At 43.6% G+C, this 15,738-nt stretch carries 15 protein-coding genes; 11 read left to right on the top strand and 4 right to left on the bottom strand.

The genetic code is table 11. The features are described 5' to 3' along the window. Both KO533_RS03375 and KO533_RS03370 read left to right on the top strand, forming a co-directional pair. The gene (locus tag KO533_RS03375) at nt 1-624 is read left to right on the top strand and encodes an energy transducer TonB (RefSeq protein WP_131524316.1); all 624 of its coding nucleotides are present in this window, start codon (nt 1-3) and stop codon (nt 622-624) included. Beyond that, a complete protein-coding gene (locus KO533_RS03370) occupies nt 624-1,871 on the top strand; it encodes a tetratricopeptide repeat protein (RefSeq protein ID WP_219252164.1) in 1,248 nt (415 codons plus the stop codon). The genes KO533_RS03375 and KO533_RS03370 overlap by 1 nt, the downstream gene beginning before the upstream one ends. A 70-nt stretch (nt 1,872-1,941) precedes the next feature. Here KO533_RS03370 and KO533_RS03365 read toward each other — a convergent pair whose 3' ends face one another. Then, on the bottom strand, nt 1,942-2,451 hold the full coding sequence (locus KO533_RS03365; protein WP_219252163.1) for a diguanylate cyclase: 510 nt from the start codon (nt 2,449-2,451) through the stop codon (nt 1,942-1,944). Between the two features lie 79 nt (nt 2,452-2,530). Here KO533_RS03365 and KO533_RS03360 point away from each other — a divergent pair, with 79 nt between their 5' ends. The 5 genes from KO533_RS03360 to KO533_RS03340 all read left to right on the top strand — a co-directional run bounded on the left by KO533_RS03360 (nt 2,531) and on the right by KO533_RS03340 (nt 6,153). Continuing rightward, entirely contained in the window at nt 2,531-4,360 is a 1,830-nt protein-coding gene (locus tag KO533_RS03360; RefSeq protein ID WP_219252862.1) for a DUF885 domain-containing protein, read from the top strand. A 171-nt stretch (nt 4,361-4,531) separates the two neighbouring features. Beyond that, nucleotides 4,532-4,810, top strand: a complete 279-nt coding sequence (locus KO533_RS03355; RefSeq protein ID WP_028760433.1) for a peptidylprolyl isomerase — start codon at nt 4,532-4,534, stop codon at nt 4,808-4,810. Nucleotides 4,811-4,893: 83 nt separating this feature from the next. Continuing rightward, nucleotides 4,894-5,430 carry a GNAT family N-acetyltransferase gene (locus tag KO533_RS03350; protein WP_219252860.1) on the top strand — a complete coding sequence of 179 codons (537 nt, stop codon included), beginning with the start codon at nt 4,894-4,896 and terminating at the stop codon, nt 5,428-5,430. 74 nt (nt 5,431-5,504) lie between these two features. Next, entirely contained in the window at nt 5,505-5,735 is a 231-nt protein-coding gene (locus KO533_RS03345; protein WP_028760431.1) for an RNA-binding S4 domain-containing protein, read from the top strand. A gap of 22 nt (nt 5,736-5,757) precedes the next feature. Beyond that, the gene (locus KO533_RS03340; protein WP_105252914.1) at nt 5,758-6,153 is read left to right on the top strand and encodes a ribonuclease E inhibitor RraB; all 396 of its coding nucleotides are present in this window, start codon (nt 5,758-5,760) and stop codon (nt 6,151-6,153) included. Nucleotides 6,154-6,306: 153 nt separating this feature from the next. Here the strand turns inward: KO533_RS03340 and KO533_RS03335 are convergent, their stop codons facing one another. Next, nucleotides 6,307-7,194: a LysR family transcriptional regulator gene (locus tag KO533_RS03335; RefSeq protein WP_168823676.1), complete on the bottom strand. Its 888-nt coding sequence runs from the start codon at nt 7,192-7,194 to the stop codon at nt 6,307-6,309. Nucleotides 7,195-7,350: 156 nt separating this feature from the next. On the opposite strand from KO533_RS03335, the gene KO533_RS03330 reads away from it, so the two are divergent. The 4 genes from KO533_RS03330 to KO533_RS03315 all read left to right on the top strand — a co-directional run bounded on the left by KO533_RS03330 (nt 7,351) and on the right by KO533_RS03315 (nt 14,271). Next, entirely contained in the window at nt 7,351-8,124 is a 774-nt protein-coding gene (locus KO533_RS03330; protein WP_219252858.1) for a TSUP family transporter, read from the top strand. A gap of 382 nt (nt 8,125-8,506) precedes the next feature. Further along, a complete protein-coding gene (locus KO533_RS03325) occupies nt 8,507-9,652 on the top strand; it encodes an exonuclease SbcCD subunit D (RefSeq protein WP_219252856.1) in 1,146 nt (381 codons plus the stop codon). Next, nucleotides 9,649-12,705, top strand: a complete 3,057-nt coding sequence (locus tag KO533_RS03320) for an SMC family ATPase (protein WP_219252854.1) — start codon at nt 9,649-9,651, stop codon at nt 12,703-12,705. Before KO533_RS03325 ends, KO533_RS03320 begins: the two co-directional genes overlap by 4 nt. Before the next feature lie 264 nt (nt 12,706-12,969). Further along, nucleotides 12,970-14,271, top strand: coding sequence for a peptidoglycan DD-metalloendopeptidase family protein (locus KO533_RS03315; protein ID WP_028760425.1), 1,302 nt, complete (start codon nt 12,970-12,972; stop codon nt 14,269-14,271). Between the two features lie 372 nt (nt 14,272-14,643). On the opposite strand, the gene KO533_RS03310 is transcribed toward KO533_RS03315, so the two are convergent. Together KO533_RS03310 and KO533_RS03305 are read right to left on the bottom strand one after the other, a co-directional pair. After that, complete coding sequence (locus tag KO533_RS03310) at nt 14,644-15,099, bottom strand: hypothetical protein (RefSeq protein ID WP_028760424.1); 456 nt, start codon at nt 15,097-15,099, stop codon at nt 14,644-14,646. Nucleotides 15,100-15,189: 90 nt separating this feature from the next. After that, a complete protein-coding gene (locus KO533_RS03305; RefSeq protein WP_219252852.1) occupies nt 15,190-15,714 on the bottom strand; it encodes a M48 family metallopeptidase in 525 nt (174 codons plus the stop codon). Nucleotides 15,715-15,738: the final 24 nt, after the last annotated feature.

Below are 15,738 nucleotides of genomic sequence, written 5' to 3'. Positions count from 1 at the left end.
ATGCTAAGAGCACTAGTATCGATCATTATTGGTGCTGCTGTGACTTTTGGTCTGTTCGCTTTTATGGCGTTCTTGGTCGGTGGCGGCGCACAGCGCGGCGAAACATCGGCCGAGACCCCTGTAATTGAAATCACTATGGATAGACAGGATTCAAAAGCACAGAATAAGCCAAGGGTAGTGCCTAAGCCGCCGCCACCGCCAGAACAGCCACAGAAGCCTGAGGCAACGCCGCCAGAATCTTCGAGCAATATTGACACAGCAATGTCGTTCAATATGGGGGGTGTAGAAGCTGGTGGTCCAAGTACCGGTTTTAAATTAGGCAATATGATGACTCGCGATGGTGATGCTACACCTATCGTTCGTATCGAACCTCAGTATCCAATTGCTGCGGCGCGTGATGGTAAAGAAGGTTGGGTACAACTTCGTTTTACCATTAACGAACTCGGTGGTATCGACGACGTTGAAGTTATTCAAGCAGAACCAAAACGCTTATTTGATAAAGAAGCTATTCGTGCACTGAAGAAGTGGAAGTACAAGCCTAAGATTGTTGATGGCAAGCCATTGAAACAACCTGGTATGACAGTACAACTAGACTTCACCTTAGATAAAGGAGGCAACCAATAATGCGTAATGTTAATAAAATCGCAGTTCTATTATTGCTTTCTGTTTGTGGAGGTTCATTAACTCTTTCATCTGCAGTCGCAGAAGAAAAGTGTGCTATCGACAAACGTCAATCTAAAGCCGTGGGCGAAGGTGCGGCGAAGAAAGTTCAGAAGTCATTTGAAGCTTATACCAATGGTCAGGTCGATGAAGCTATTGCTATTTTGCTAGAGGCAAATGCCAAGAACGACTTCGATAAAGCCTATGTTGCACGTATGTTGGGTAACTTTTATGCCGAGAAAGGCAAAATGGATACCGCGATCAAGTACCTAAAGCAAGCTGTTGAAGCTGATATTTTAGGTGGTACAGATCATGCAGCAACTATGCGTCTTTATGCTGATTTGCTATTACAAGAGAAAAAGTTTAAGGAAGCGATTCCTTATTATTACAAGTGGATGGAATTTACTTGTAAATCTGATTCTCAAATGTATCGCCGTATTGGTATTGCGCATTCAGAACTTAAACAGTGGGATAAAGTGATTGAAGTGGCCGACAAAGGTCTTTCATTAGCTGAATCTCCTGACAAAGGTCTGTATCAAATGAAACTGACAGCTTACTTCAATCAGAAGAAGTATAAGAAAGCTGTTGGCGTGTTAGAAGTCATGGTGCCTTTATTCCCGGATGATGGCAGATTGTGGGTTCAATTAGCACAGTTTTATTTGATGGTTGAAGACTATGACAAGTCTCTTGCAACTTACGATTTGGCTTATAGAAATGGTTTCTTAGATAGCGCGGGCAACATTACGCGTTTAGCGCAGTTAATGGCACAAAAAGGTGCTCCTTATCAAGCCGCTAAAATTTATCAGAAACATATGAAATCAGGCATGATCGCTGAGGACGCTAAGTCTTTAGAGATTTTGGCGGGTTTCTATCAAAATGCGAAAGAGTTTAAGCAAGCTGCTGAGTATTATGGTAAAGCTGCAGCCATCACCAATGATGGCAAGACTTACTTGAAACAAGGTCGCTTATTAAACTTGAATGAACAATATACAGCTGCGATTCCTGTGCTTGAAAAAGCCATATCAATGGGTATTGATCATCCTGGTGAAGCAAACTTCGAATTAGCTTTGGCTCATTTAAGTTTGAAACAGTATAAGTCGGCTTATAACCGTGCAGTGTTAGCTGCTAATGATAAGAAGACACAGAAGAGTGCAAATAGCTATATCTCTTATATTAAAGAGAAAGCACGTATGCATAATATCACGCTGTAATTACTTCGCAGTTTAGTGTTTGAATCGAAAGCCCCGCAAGGGGCTTTTTCTTTGGTATCAATAAGCCTATTTACTGTAAGCGGATTAAGACTTGGGATTGATCATGATTTTTTTCAAGTTGTTGTGAAAGTTGGCTGACATTACTGAAGAGTGACTCTATTTTACTTTCCTGTGTAGGTAGGCAAATACAGGCAGCCAGTTTATAGTCGATTGTCAGTTTATGATGTTTACCAAAATCTTGATTAAAGTCAGATATTTGTTGTTCTATTCGCTTTAACACTACTTCCGTCCCCACCTCATCTATATTGAACAAACCCAACGCAAAGTGATTGTGATCTAGTCTAGCAATCATATCAGTTGCTCTTAATAGCGCTTCTTGCACTTGTTTGGTAAAGAATTCGAGTAAATGGGGTTGTTTGACGGTTTCATGAATGTGAGGGCACAGATACAATAGTGCCAAGCTTTGGTGGTCTCTCATGTGACGATGCCATTCTCGGTTGAATACTTCCATGAAATAGGTTTGGTTATAGACTCCAGTTTCAGGATCCCTGAAACCTGAGTTGCGGAACGAGTAGATCATAGATTAACTCCGATAGCAGACCTTGCACTAAGTATAGAAACAGTTCTGCAATAGCGGGCCAAAAAGGAGAAATATTAAAATGAAATTGGGTTTATTGGCAGGTTCGATAGCGTTAATCCTCACCCTTCAAGGTTGTTCTAAGCCTGAAGCCACTGCAGTTCAAGAAAATAGCTCGGCTAATACGACAGCTGTGCAGGGCGAAACTCAAACGGCAGAGCAGCGTTACTTAGCGCTTGTGGATGCTTATTTTAAAGATTACCTAAAGCTTGAGCCCATCTACGCCACTTTTGTCGGCGTTAATGACTATAACGCCGATTTCGGCGGAGATTTAACTGAGGATTACCTTAAGGCTCGTCATGATCTTAACACTCACTATTTAGCTCAGGTGCGTGCGATAGATCCAAAGCAACTGCCTGCGGATCTACAGTTGAGTTATGACCTGTTCGTCTATGACCGTGATATGGCGTTAGTAGACGAAACTTTCCCTTCACGCTTTATGCCGATAAGCCAGTTCTATAGCACTGTCATTACTATGGTGCAGCTGGGAAGTGGCGAAAGTGCACAACCTTTTAAGACTGTCCAAGATTACCGTAATTGGGAACAGAGAGTCGATGGTTTCATCAAGTGGGTCGCACTTGCTGAAAATCGTATGAATCAAGGCATTGAAAGTAAAGTGGTACTACCTCGAGTGTTGGTAGAGCGCATTATTCCTCAGTTAGATGCTATGTTAACGACGGATGCGACTCAGAGCATTTTTTACTCGCCAATCCAGCATTTTCCCGAAAGTTTTTCAGAGCAAGATAAAGCGGAATTGACCACCCGTTATCAAGCCATGATAGCCGAGCGTATCGTGCCAGCGTTAACGAACTTACGCGATTACTTTAAGCAAACCTATTTACCTAAATCGCGGGCGACTGATGGTTGGTCAGGTTTGCCTAACGGTAAAGCTTGGTATCAGCATCTGGCGAACTCTCATACGACCACCACTATGTCTGTAGATGAAATTCATCAAATTGGTTTAGGTGAAGTGGCGCGAATTTTATCTGAGATGGATAAGGTGCGTGAGCAGGTTGGTTTTAAGGGTGATTTGAAGGCGTTTTTTGCATCTTTATCTTCAGATCCGCAGTATTTCTATAGCGATCGCCAAGGCTTGATTGATGGCTATATGGTATTAAAAGATAAAATCAATCATGTATTGCCTAACTACTTTAATGTGATGCCAAAGGCTGATTACGTGGTTAAGCCGGTTGAAAGTTTTAGAGAACAATCAGCAGCGGGTGCCTCTTATGAAGCGCCTGCGGTGGATGGTAGCCGTCCAGGGGTGTTTTATATCAACACTTATAACCTCAAAGCACAGCCTAAGTGGGGGATGACGACCTTATCTTTGCACGAAGCCGCTCCTGGGCATCACTTTCAAATCGCGATCAAACAAGAGCTGACTGGTGTGCCTGAGTTCCAGCGTTTTAGCGGTTATACCGCTTTCGAGGAAGGTTGGGCACTTTATGCTGAATACTTAGGTATTGAGATGGGGCTATTTACCGACCCTTACCAGTATTTTGGTAAGCTTTCCGATGAAATGCTGCGTGCAATGCGCTTAGTGGTTGATACTGGCCTTCATTCTAAAGGTTGGAGTCGTGAACAGGCGATTCAGTACATGAAAGACAACTCGCCTATGGCTGAGAGTGACATAGTCGCTGAAGTGGAGCGCTATATGGCGATCCCTGGTCAAGCTTTGTCTTACAAGGTCGGTCAGTTGAAGATTTTGGCACTGCGTGCCCGCGCAGAAAAAGCCTTGGGTGATAAATTTGATTTAAAAGCATTCCACGATCAAATCCTCACCTCAGGTTCATTACCCATGGCGGTCATGGAAAACAAGATCGATCGTTGGATTGCGTCGAAACAAGCTTAGCCGTGTAAGGTGCCGTTACTTGACTTTGTTGTCAGTGACGGCATTTTAAGACTTTTTTATTCAACAGAAAGTTTTTATACTGTTGATTCAAAACCTGTTAAAACGAATGTTTTAGTGGGAACTCAATGATATTTGGGGCAAATGTCTCATGATCCTTACAGGAGTTTTACTATGGTCCAGGCAACAGCAAGACATTTGTTAGTCAGCAGTGAAGAGCAGTGTCAAGCGCTGAAACAGCAAATAATGGAAGGCGCAGATTTTGCTCAAATTGCTCGCGCGCACTCTTCTTGCCCATCAGGTGCCCAAGGCGGCGAATTGGGGTCATTTGGTCCTGGCATGATGGTCAGAGAGTTTGATGAAGTTGTTTTTAGTGCACCATTAAACGAAGTACAAGGCCCCGTGAAAACGCAATTTGGCTTTCATTTACTTGAAGTGACCAGCCGCGCGTAAGTTTTGCCGCTTATCTAATACAGCTTGTTTGATACGGCAGCGTTTGCTGCCGTTTTGTTTTATATGCTCATCACGGAGTCACTATGCTGGAACTCTACACTGATAGATTGAAACTCAGGAGCTTACAAGATAGTGATTGGGAACATTTTTATGCACTGCATAACGATCCTGAGATTAATCGTTTTGTACGCGTTCCAGAGTCGCAAGAGGTGATCCGCAGTAAGTTTCAGCAGCGTTCCGATACTTGGTTCTACGGTTCTGGCGATTGGCTGACCTTAGTGATTGAGACCGTTGATACTGGGCAGTTTATCGGTTTAACGGGCCTCTATTGTCAAAGTTTCGAGGAACAGCGTGCCGAAGTGGGTTATTTACTGGTGGCCGAGGGGCACGGTAAAGGTTATGCGACTGAGAGTTTAATGGCGGTCATTGATTGGGCCTGTTTAAGTTTTAATGTACATAAATTTGTTGGGCATTGTGCTAAAGATAATCACGCATCGGCACGAGTACTCGAAAAGTGTGGCTTTCGGCTTGAAGGTTTACTCAGGCAGCAATTCAAAATAGGTGAAAACTGGCTCGATGAATCAGCCTTTGGCCTACTCGCCGATGAAAGACGTCTCTAGCCAAATTATCTTCAGCGAATTTTGTACTGTGCTGGTATAATGCCGCAGGTTTATTTTTAGAAGGCGTGTATTAAGTGGCGCAAATTAATCAATTGGCTTTGCATTCTGGCGAAGATTTCATTGAATTGTACAAAGTATTAAAAGTGCAAGGCATGAGCAATGCGGGTGGTGAAGCCAAACATTTTATCGACGAAGGTCAAGTCACTGTGAATGGTGAAGTTGAAACTCGTAAACGTAAAAAAATTATCGCGGGCGACATCGTCAGCTTTAATGGTGAATCAGTTCAAATCATTGCGGCAGAATAAGCCTGAAACAGTGGAGCAAGAAATGCAATTTCCAGATGATGACAATGGTAAAATGCTGGCCGCAATGGCTGAAGCGGGAATCGATTTAACTAAAGAGTTAGATGTTGATTTCTTTTTGGTTTTTGATGACCAACGCGATGCTGAAACTGCGTTAGAAGAATTAACAAATTCTGACTTGGAAGGCGAGCTTGAGCTGAATCTGAATGATGAGCTTGGTAAGTGGGAAATCATTGTTTGTCTCAATATGGTGCCTGAGTACGATACATTGGTTGAACAAGAAGTCATGCTAAATGATTTTGCTGCCGAATTCGGCGGCATGACCGACGGTTGGGGCGTAATGCAACATCAAGACGGTGACGATGAGTTTATGGACGATGATGACCATGACCATGTTCACGGTGAGCATTGCAATCACTAATTCTGATGCGCTTTAAGCCTTGAATCTAATAAACCACCTTTTGGGTGGTTTTTTATTGGTGTTTTTCTGCGCTCAGTTAGTGATCTCAATAGCCTCGTTTGGCATTTATAGCGTTACTGTGCCTCGTTTGAACTGAGATACGTTTAATGCAGATTAATGACGATAGGGCGCAAAAATCTCTAATAACCAGTCGATAAAAGCTTGAGCTTTTAACGGCAGGCTTGGGGATTTTGGGGTGAGTAAATAATATCGATAGGGACTGGTGAAGGGGGCGTCGAAGGGGATGACTAAGCTGCCGTTTGCCAGTTGTTCTTCGATGAAGAATCGCGGAATAAGTGCTGCGCCCATGCCACTCGCAGCCGCTTGACTCAACATATAAAAATGCTCGACACCAAAGGTTTGTGCTTGGGTGAGTGTTAAACCCACCTTTTCCGCCCAATACTCCCAAAGTTCGGGTCTTGTGGTGTGTTTCAGTAACGTGACGTGATTAATGTCCTCGATATTTTGCAGCTTAGGCGCTAACGAAGGCGCGCAAACTAAGCATAAATCCTCATCCATCAGCTTGATATAATTCGCGCCCTTAGGGATAACTGTGCTACTACGGATCGCAATATCATAACGACCTTGGCTAAAATCCACGGCAAAGTCGCCAATGGATAAGTCGACATACAAGTGTGGATGGCGGGATTTAAACTGCTCCATTCTTGGAATGAGCCAATTGATGGTTAAGCTTGGCAGCACATTAATAGCTAAGGTTTGCGGTTTAGTGGGCTGACGGCGCAAGTCACTGGTAGCACTAGATAGTGTTTGCAGAGCGGCTTGAACATGGGGTAAATAGCGTTTGGCTTCATCGGTTAAACCGACTTTTTTGTGTAAGCGTACAAAGAGCGCAAAACCTAAATAATCCTCCAATACTCTGATTTGTTTGCTGACTGCGCCATGGGTGACATGCAACTCCTTACTGGCTAATGTCATGCTCTGTAAACGTGCTGCGGCTTCGAAGGCACGGAGAGAATTGAGGGGCGGTAGTTCGGCAAACATTTTATTTCCTACTGCTGGAAAATCAGAACAGGACTCGGGATTTTGTGTGAGTTTATCTCACGCTGTGCCGACAATAACTCCTTTGCGTTTATTTGGCAAACGCAGTCTAATGTTCGGCAATCACTCTCTTTTTTATCAGAAGAATAATAAATCATCATGGAATTTGAACTGACTCTACAAATCGCAGCGATACTTTTTGCCGTCGCTATGGTGGCTGGTTTTATTGACTCAATCGCCGGTGGCGGAGGCTTGCTGACCATTCCTGCACTTATGTGGGCAGGCTTGCCGCCTGCGGTTGCCTTAGGGACAAATAAGCTGCAGGCCTGTGGCGGCAGTTTTTTTGCGAGTTTGTACTTTGTCCGTAAAGGGCTAGTTGATCTTAAATCCGTTAAGTTAGCCTTGATTTGTGCATTTATCGGTGCGGCATTAGGTACGATTCTAGTTCAACTCGTCGATACTGATGTGCTGGAGTTGATGTTACCTTTTTTGATTTTGGCTATTGGTTGTTACTTTTTATTTTCGAAAAAGATTTCTGAAGATGATAAACATCAAGTGCTGACACCTACCGCATTTGCCTTTACTGCGGTATTGGGCGTGGGATTGTACGATGGCTTTTTTGGCCCTGGTACTGGGAGCTTTTTTGCGCTGGCCTTTGTATCGCTAGCGGGGTTTGGTTTGGCGAAAGCAACTGCCCACGCAAAACTACTTAATTTCTCCACTAACATTGCTTCGCTGATCTTCTTTGCCTTGGGCGGAAAAGTGATTTGGTTATTAGGATTAGTCATGCTGGCAGGGCAAGCGATTGGTGCAACCTTGGGTTCTCGTCTCGTGGTCACTAAAGGTACAAAGATTATCAAGCCATTGGTGGTGACTATGTCCCTTGCTATGAGTTTTAAACTTTTGGCGAGCCAATATAATTTATTTTTGTAAACTATTTGATATTAAGCATTTTATAAAACTCACTCATCAATAGACGCTCTTTAAGCTGCGCATGAGTGTATCTTAGTGGCGTCCATCTTGGCTCAAAAGTTAAGCCGAGGTGGATATCACCCAAAAGATCCGCTAAATGACGACTTAAAACGTCTCATCCTACTTTGAGTTAGGTGTACTCTTTCAAGTTTTTTGAATAGTATTACCTGTCATTTTTAATACACTTTTTAGGCTTCTTATTGTTTTGGTGTGTATTTTAAATATTGTGTACATATTTAATCCGATTGATATAAGTGCAGTGTCTATCTTGCCAATCTTATTTGCATCGACGGGCGGCATGTGCGCTCGGGTTTAGCGCCACCACTTCTTTAAAAGAGCGATTATGAAATTTATCCACACCTCGGACTGGCACATAGGTCGTCAATTACACAATCAATCACTACTGGATGATCAAGCCTTTGTGCTCGAGCAAATTATTGCTCTAGCGGATGAACACAAGGTGGATGCCGTGATTGTGGCGGGGGATATTTATGACAGATCGATTCCGCCTGCGAATGCGGTTGCGCTGTTAGATGATGTGCTTAACCGCTTAGTGCATGATTTAGGCCTGCAAGTCATTATAATTGCAGGTAACCACGATGGTCACGAGCGCTTAGGTTTTGCAGCAAAACAAATGGCGGCAAGTGGGTTACATATTATTGGCCCTTTGAGTGCTGATATTCATCCCATTACTTTGTCGAGTTCAAGCGGTGATGTGGTGTTTTATCCCTTGCCCTATGCCGAACCTGCCACAGTGCGCCAAGTTTTTGAGTGTGAGGCGGCAAGCCATGAGGCCGCAATGACGCTATTGCTTGAACAAGTACGCCAGCACGATAGCCAAGGTTTGCCGAAAGTGGTAATAAGCCATTGTTTTTTGGATGGTGGTAGCGAGTCAGAATCTGAGCGGCCATTGAGCATTGGTGGCGCCGATAAAATATCGCCAACGCTATTTACTGAGTTTGATTATGTCGCCCTTGGGCATTTGCACGGACCGCAATACAAAGGTGCAGAGCATGTGCGCTACTCAGGATCGATTTTGAAGTATTCCTTTAGCGAACAACATCAACATAAGTCGGTGACCTTAGTCGAACTTAGTGCAAAAACGCCAGCAAATATCCGCTTATTGCCATTAACGTCGATACGCGATGTCCGTATCTTAGAAGGGGAGTTAGCCACATTACTCGCCCAAGGTAAAACGGATATCAAGCGTGAGGACTACCTTATGGTCAGACTCCTTGATAAACATGCCATTTTAGATGCTATGGGTAAATTGAGAGCCGTTTACCCTAATGTGCTGCATTTAGAGCGGACTGGTCTGATGGCGGGGCAGCAACAAGTCACCTTGAGCCGAGATCATATCAAAAAAGGCGAGATGGACATGTTCCGTGACTTTTTCTCTCAAGTGTCCGGCGAGTCATTAACACAAGCACAGCAAGACGTGATGGATGAACTCCTGACTAAGCTACACAATGAGGAGCGCCAAGCATGAGACCACTTAGCCTTTCCATGTCAGCCTTTGGCCCCTTTGCATCGACTCAAGAACTTGATTTTACGGCCTTAGGGACTAATCCGTTATTTTTGATTAATGGACCCACTGGTGCGGGTAAGACGACCTTGCTCGATGGTATTTGCTTTGCTCTCTATGGCAAAACCACAGGTAATGAGCGTGAAGGCAGCCAGATGCGCTGCGATATGGCCGATGATAGTCTGCTAACAGAAGTCACTTTTAGTTTTCAGTTGGGTAATAGCAGTTATCGTATTCGCCGTGTGCCAGAACAAGACAGGGTTAAAAAAAGCGGTGACGGCTCAACGGTGCAGAAGCCCGAAGCACAGTTATACAAGATAGACGCCGAGGGTAATGAAAGTTTGCTTGTTGCGAGCAAAGTCTCTGAGGCAACTGCTGAGATTGAAGCTTTAACTGGCCTCGATGTGGAGCAGTTTCGCCAAGTGATGGTGTTGCCACAGGGAAAGTTTCGCGAATTGTTAATGGCAGACTCTAAAGCCAGAGAACTGATATTTAGTCAGCTATTTCAAACGCATATATACCGACGTATTGAAGATTCCTTAAAAAGTAAGGCTGCAGATATCCGCGCCTTAGTGAAAGATCAACGCAGCCGCCGTGATGGCATCTTACAAAGTGCGGGTTTAGCATCCGATGACGAGCTTCGCTGTGAATTAGCCAAGCTTACGCCAGAACTTGAAACAGCCCAAAGTGCGAAAGAACAGGCATTACAGCAGCAACAATGGGTGATAAAAACCAGCGATGCCGCCCAGCATTTATTGGCCGAATTTGCGCAGTTTGATGCCTTAACTCAAACGGTTGCTGCGCTTGATGCACAGCAAGAAAACATGGCTGCGCAAACCTATAAACTGAATTTGGCTAAACAGGCGCAGCACTTGGCACCCATGCTTGAGGTGTTTGTGGCCCGTGAGCAGGAAGCCAAGGCGGCAAGTATCGCACTTGATCATGCGAAAACAGCATTAATCCATGCTAAACAAGCCTTCGATAACGCAGAGCTTAAGGCTGCTGATTTGCCCGTGTTGGAAGCGTCGTTACTCGAACAGGAACAGGTTAAACAGCAACTGAATGCGTTAGGGCCGCAGCTTAGGGAATTGGATAGGCTTAATAAAACCCTTGAACAAGAGCAAGCGCAGCTCATTAGCGCGAAAACACAACTTCAGAACAGCAAAAATGAGTTAACCACCGTAGTCCAAAAACGCCGTGAATTAGAATCCGCTCTGCCGCAACTACAGGCCAACAGCGAAACTCGCCTCTCATTGCAACAAGCGCATCAGCAGCAACAGCAGTTATTGTCTACCTATCAGCAATGGCAACAAGTGGCGGCAAGGGTATCGTCGACACAGGCAAAACTTGTTGAGGCTAAAGTCAAAGGGCAACAACTCAGTGCTCAGCATCAGCAAGCACAGGTTGTATATAAAGCCTTATTGTTGACTTGGCATCAAGGACAGGCCGCTATTTTAGCGCGGCAATTACAGCAAGATGAACCTTGCCCTGTTTGTGGCAGCCAAACACATCCACAGCCAGCACAAAGCCAAGAGCCACTCCCAAGTGATGAAGCGCTGCAATTAGCACTTGAGGCTGAAACGAATGCTCAAGAAATCCTGAGCAAAGCCAGAGCGGAATATCGTGGGCTACAAACGCAGTTAGAAACCTTGCAACAGCAAGCACAAGATCTCGCGGTCCAATTGGGCACTGCGGTTGATATTCCTTTAGACGAACATACACATACCTTGTCGCAATACGCTTTCTCACTCACTCAAGCGGAGCAAGCCCATCAGCAGTTACAGCTGTTACAGCAAGAGATTGCATTGTTGCACGCACAGGAAACGCATCTACAACAAAAGCTAGAGCAAGGACAAACACACGACAGTGCACTGCAATCTAAAGTGGATATATTGCAGGGGCAGTTAGCGCACATGCAGCAAAGTGTTCCATCTGCGCTTGTAACGCTTGAGGCCTTAACTGCAGCAATCGCGCAAAATCAGCAAAGTATCAGCCAAATTAAGCAACAGATCACTAGTGTTAGGGATCTCCAACAACAGACTGGCCAATCTTTTGTTGCGGCTAAAGCGGCACTTAATGGTGCTGAAAATGCTGCTGAGGCGGCATTAGCCCAGCAAACGCGTGCACAGCAGCAACTCAATCAGCAATTAGTCGCAGCAGGTTTTGCCGATCAACAGGCCTTATTTGAGGCCATGCTCGATGAAGAACAACAGCGTGCATTAGCCAGCGAAATTGAGGCTTACCAGCAGCGCAGTGCTTTGACCAAGGCACAGTGCGAGCAGTTAGCGCTTAAGCTTAAGGATAAAGTACTACCCGATAGCATTAAGCTGGCTGCTGAGCTTGAGTTCGCGCAGCAAGCATTACACGCTGCCGAGCAGGCATGGCAGTTGCTTCACACTCGCACAGTATTACTGATGCAAACCCAAACCCAGCTGAGTATTGCCGATGCAAAAGCTAAGGTTTTGGAAGATGAATATGCGGTTATCGGCACCCTTGCAGATGTCGCTAATGGAAATACAGGTAATAAGATCAGTCTGCAACGTTTTGTGTTAAGCGTACTGCTTGACGATGTGTTGTTAGAGGCAAGCCACAGGCTACACCTAATGAGCAAAGGGCGTTATCGTTTACTACGTAAGGAAGATAGGGCCAAGGGCAACAAAGCTTCTGGGCTCGAATTAGAAGTAGAAGATGCTTATACCTCCAAAGTGCGTCCTGTGGCTACCTTAAGCGGTGGTGAAAGTTTTATGGCAGCATTATCTATGGCGTTAGGCCTATCAGATGTAGTGCAAGCCTATGCAGGTGGTATTAAACTCGATACTTTATTTATCGATGAAGGCTTTGGCAGTTTAGATCAAGATTCTTTAGAACTGGCCATTCGGACCCTGATGGATTTGCAATCCTCTGGCCGCATGATAGGGGTGATCTCGCACGTGTCGGAAATGAAAGAGCAGATAAATACCCGCATCGACATCAATAAAACCTCACATGGGAGCGAAATGACGATAGTTTTGCCTTAGTTGCTCTTTCTCACAGAGTGCGATAAATAACAAATTGTTTTATAAGTGTTATTTATTGTATCTCCAGTGTGTTTAACATTCGGATAATACACGCAAAGTGAGTTGGAAATGCCAACTAGCGCATGTTTTTCATTAATGGTGCAACAAAAGAGTGAAATAGCGTTTGTCATAATCGGTTTTTTGATATAAGTTGGGAAAAATTCGGGCTTCCCTCAAAGGGACTGGTCAAAAATAGAACGCAAAGTTAACGAAAGGTGAAAAGCGTTGCAAACAGGCAAACCCAACTTTATCAACTTATCGCAAACCCGTTTGCAGAACTTATCATCGACCCAAAAGAACATTCTATTAATGGGTAGTTTGTTGATGGGTGCTGCTATGTTGATGCCGAATAATAACCATGTTACGCCAACTGCTCAGCGTATCCCTGTTGTTCTCGATATTGAAAATATTCTCCCTCAAGTTTCTGAACCTGAAGTCCTAGATCAAGCTGCACTCATTAATAATGCTCCCCAGTTTGAGCGAATTATCGTTTCCGGTGATACCTTAAGTGGGTTATTTTCCAAGGCGGGTGTTGATCAGCAGACTATGTATAAGGTTTTAGAAGCTGATTTAAACATTTTGGCACTTGATACCTTGTTACCTGGTAACAGAATGCAATTTTGGCTTGATAGTGAAGGTCAGTTACAAAAATTAGAACTTTATTTTAACGCTGCCCGCCAAGTGGTTTTTACGCGTTATGAAGACGGTAGTTTTAATGTTGAAGAAGTGAACGTTGAAGGTGTTTGGCAAAATCGAATTTTGACTGGCGATATTAAAGGTTCTTTCTACGTTTCAGCCCAAAAAATGGGCTTAGCCGCTGCAGATATTCAGCGAATTGAAGATTTACTCAAAGAAAAATTGAATTTTGCCCGTGATTTACGAGCTGGCGACAAATTCTCAGTTTTGGTAAATGATCAATATGTTGAAGGTGAACCGACGGGAAGTAGCCAAATTTTAGGCGTCAGTATTAAAAGTGGCCGTTCTGAAATTAGTGCATATCAATATTCTGATGGTAGTTATTATGATGCTAAAGGTCAGAGTTTAGTTCGGGCATTCCAACGTTATCCGTTAGCTAAACAACCGCGTATGAGTTCACGTTTTAACAGCCATCGCAAACACCCAATCACAGGGCGTATTTCTCCCCATAATGGAACAGACTTTTCTGTGCCGATCGGGACTAAAGTTGTTGCACCTGGTGATGGAATTGTCAGTTTAGTGACGGACCATCAGTTTGCTGGTAAGTATATTGTGATTGAACATGGTGGTAAGTACCGTACCCGTTACCTACATTTGTCTAAGGCGTTAGTGCGTAAAGGTCAACGTGTAACTCGCGGTCAAGTGATTGCTTTATCTGGTAATACAGGTCGTTCGACTGGCCCGCATTTGCATTATGAATTCCATATCAATGGTAAACCTGTTGATCCGTTGAAAGCCGATATTCCTATGTCGAGCAAGTTAGCGAATCAAGATTTACGCACATTCACTAATATGGTGAAGAGTCGTGAAGCTATAATGAACTTAGGTTAGCCAAACCTAAGCTAATAGAATTTATAGTATCAAAGTTTGAATAAACAATAGCACTGGCTTTCTAGAAGAGTTTATCAATGCCGATGAAATGAAAGTTTCATCGGCATTTTTGTTTCCAAAATGCTTATTGTGGTAGACATTTTCCTGCTATCACGAGTACTGTTCGAGTTGTATAAAAGCTTAAAATTTGTTCGATTCGAAGTCGTGGCGATAAAACATAAGGGGATAAAATAGATAGGATCTTCAGTTAGAAGTGTTATAGCGAGTCATTCAAAAGGTTGTGAAGAGGAAAATTGTGCGGCTGAAGAGCTTATAACGTTTTTTATTAAGGACTGAACAGAGAACCAAATATGCAGTGCTAAATTGTGCCTATCAGCTTGCGTGGCGCCTTTGCATCACTTTTAATGCGCACTTGCACAATTTACCTTTTAATGCGGGACAGCCACCACAGGGTGATTTTTTAAAAGGACGTAATGCAAAGCTGTGTTCCGTGGGTAAAGGAGAAAGTCGAGTAATAATAGTCGATGAAAATGTCGCATCATTTGCGGCAATAAACTTAGCTTTCGCGAGTTTTAATTGTTTTTTGAGTGTTGATTTATTGCTATGGGCAAATTCTTGCTGAGCAATATGCTTAGAGAGTAATTGGGTGAGGTGCTTTCGTTGAGCCTTTTTATTCGTCAAAGATTTATCAGTCTGCGCGCGTAGATGTGATGAGGATGTAATAGCGTTCCCTGTGTTTGAAACAGATTTAACCTGTGTTTTGAGTAGCTTTTTAGCTTGCTTTTTACACCACTTGCTTAAGAGTTTGTCAATATTCTGTTTCGTCATTGTCATTACAGTATTTTGCTGCGCTAGATACTATAACATTCTAAATGAAAACTATTATCAGTCAAGTTTTGGACGAAAAATATACGAAGGTCAGGTGTCGACTTTATCTGTAGAATAAGGGGATATGTTAGCGTCGATACAAGTCAATAATAAGCGCAAATCAAATTCAAACTGGTGATAATCCGGCTCCATATGAGTACACAAATTATAGAAAGCTTTGTTGTGATCTTTTTCTTTTAAATGGGCTAATTCGTGTACAACGACCATACGCAATAAGGGTTCAGGTACACGCTTCAAACGTGAAGATATGCGAATTTCGTTCTTAGCTTTGATTTTATTGCCTTGAACTCGCGCGACATAGGAATGTAAGCCAAGTGCATGATGACTAATGTTAATTTTGTCATCAAAGATCACTTTCGAGAGTGGTGACGACTGGCGTAAAAATTGGTTTTTAATCGCTTGAGTATAGTCGTACAGCGCTTTATCGCTACGAACGCTATGTATGACAGGATGACGTTTCAGCAATAGCTTGGGTAATGTGCCAGCATCGAGATGTTGCTGTACCTGCTGCTGAATATCAAGGCTGTAACCGTTTAAGTACTTTAATGGATTCATAGAGGATTTAGCTCCGAATGACTT

It is taken from the genome of Shewanella sp. NKUCC05_KAH (assembly GCF_019345585.1).
GTDB classification, from domain to species: domain Bacteria; phylum Pseudomonadota; class Gammaproteobacteria; order Enterobacterales; family Shewanellaceae; genus Shewanella; species Shewanella oncorhynchi.
The sequence above is the reverse complement of the archived record's forward strand: the minus strand, read 5'-3'. Positions and strand labels throughout refer to the sequence as shown.

Coding starts and splice junctions, on each gene's coding strand:
- KO533_RS03365 (WP_219252163.1), bottom strand. CDS start 2,451: ATGATCTACTCGTTCCGCAACTCAGGTTTCAGGGATCCTGAAACTGGA.
- KO533_RS03355 (WP_028760433.1), top strand. CDS start 4,532: ATGGTCCAGGCAACAGCAAGACATTTGTTAGTCAGCAGTGAAGAGCAG.
- KO533_RS03375 (WP_131524316.1), top strand. CDS start 1: ATGCTAAGAGCACTAGTATCGATCATTATTGGTGCTGCTGTGACTTTT.
- KO533_RS03335 (WP_168823676.1), bottom strand. CDS start 7,194: ATGTTTGCCGAACTACCGCCCCTCAATTCTCTCCGTGCCTTCGAAGCC.
- KO533_RS03360 (WP_219252862.1), top strand. CDS start 2,531: ATGAAATTGGGTTTATTGGCAGGTTCGATAGCGTTAATCCTCACCCTT.
- KO533_RS03305 (WP_219252852.1), bottom strand. CDS start 15,714: ATGAATCCATTAAAGTACTTAAACGGTTACAGCCTTGATATTCAGCAG.
- KO533_RS03330 (WP_219252858.1), top strand. CDS start 7,351: ATGGAATTTGAACTGACTCTACAAATCGCAGCGATACTTTTTGCCGTC.
- KO533_RS03320 (WP_219252854.1), top strand. CDS start 9,649: ATGAGACCACTTAGCCTTTCCATGTCAGCCTTTGGCCCCTTTGCATCG.
- KO533_RS03325 (WP_219252856.1), top strand. CDS start 8,507: ATGAAATTTATCCACACCTCGGACTGGCACATAGGTCGTCAATTACAC.
- KO533_RS03310 (WP_028760424.1), bottom strand. CDS start 15,099: ATGACGAAACAGAATATTGACAAACTCTTAAGCAAGTGGTGTAAAAAG.
- KO533_RS03340 (WP_105252914.1), top strand. CDS start 5,758: ATGCAATTTCCAGATGATGACAATGGTAAAATGCTGGCCGCAATGGCT.
- KO533_RS03370 (WP_219252164.1), top strand. CDS start 624: ATGCGTAATGTTAATAAAATCGCAGTTCTATTATTGCTTTCTGTTTGT.
- KO533_RS03350 (WP_219252860.1), top strand. CDS start 4,894: ATGCTGGAACTCTACACTGATAGATTGAAACTCAGGAGCTTACAAGAT.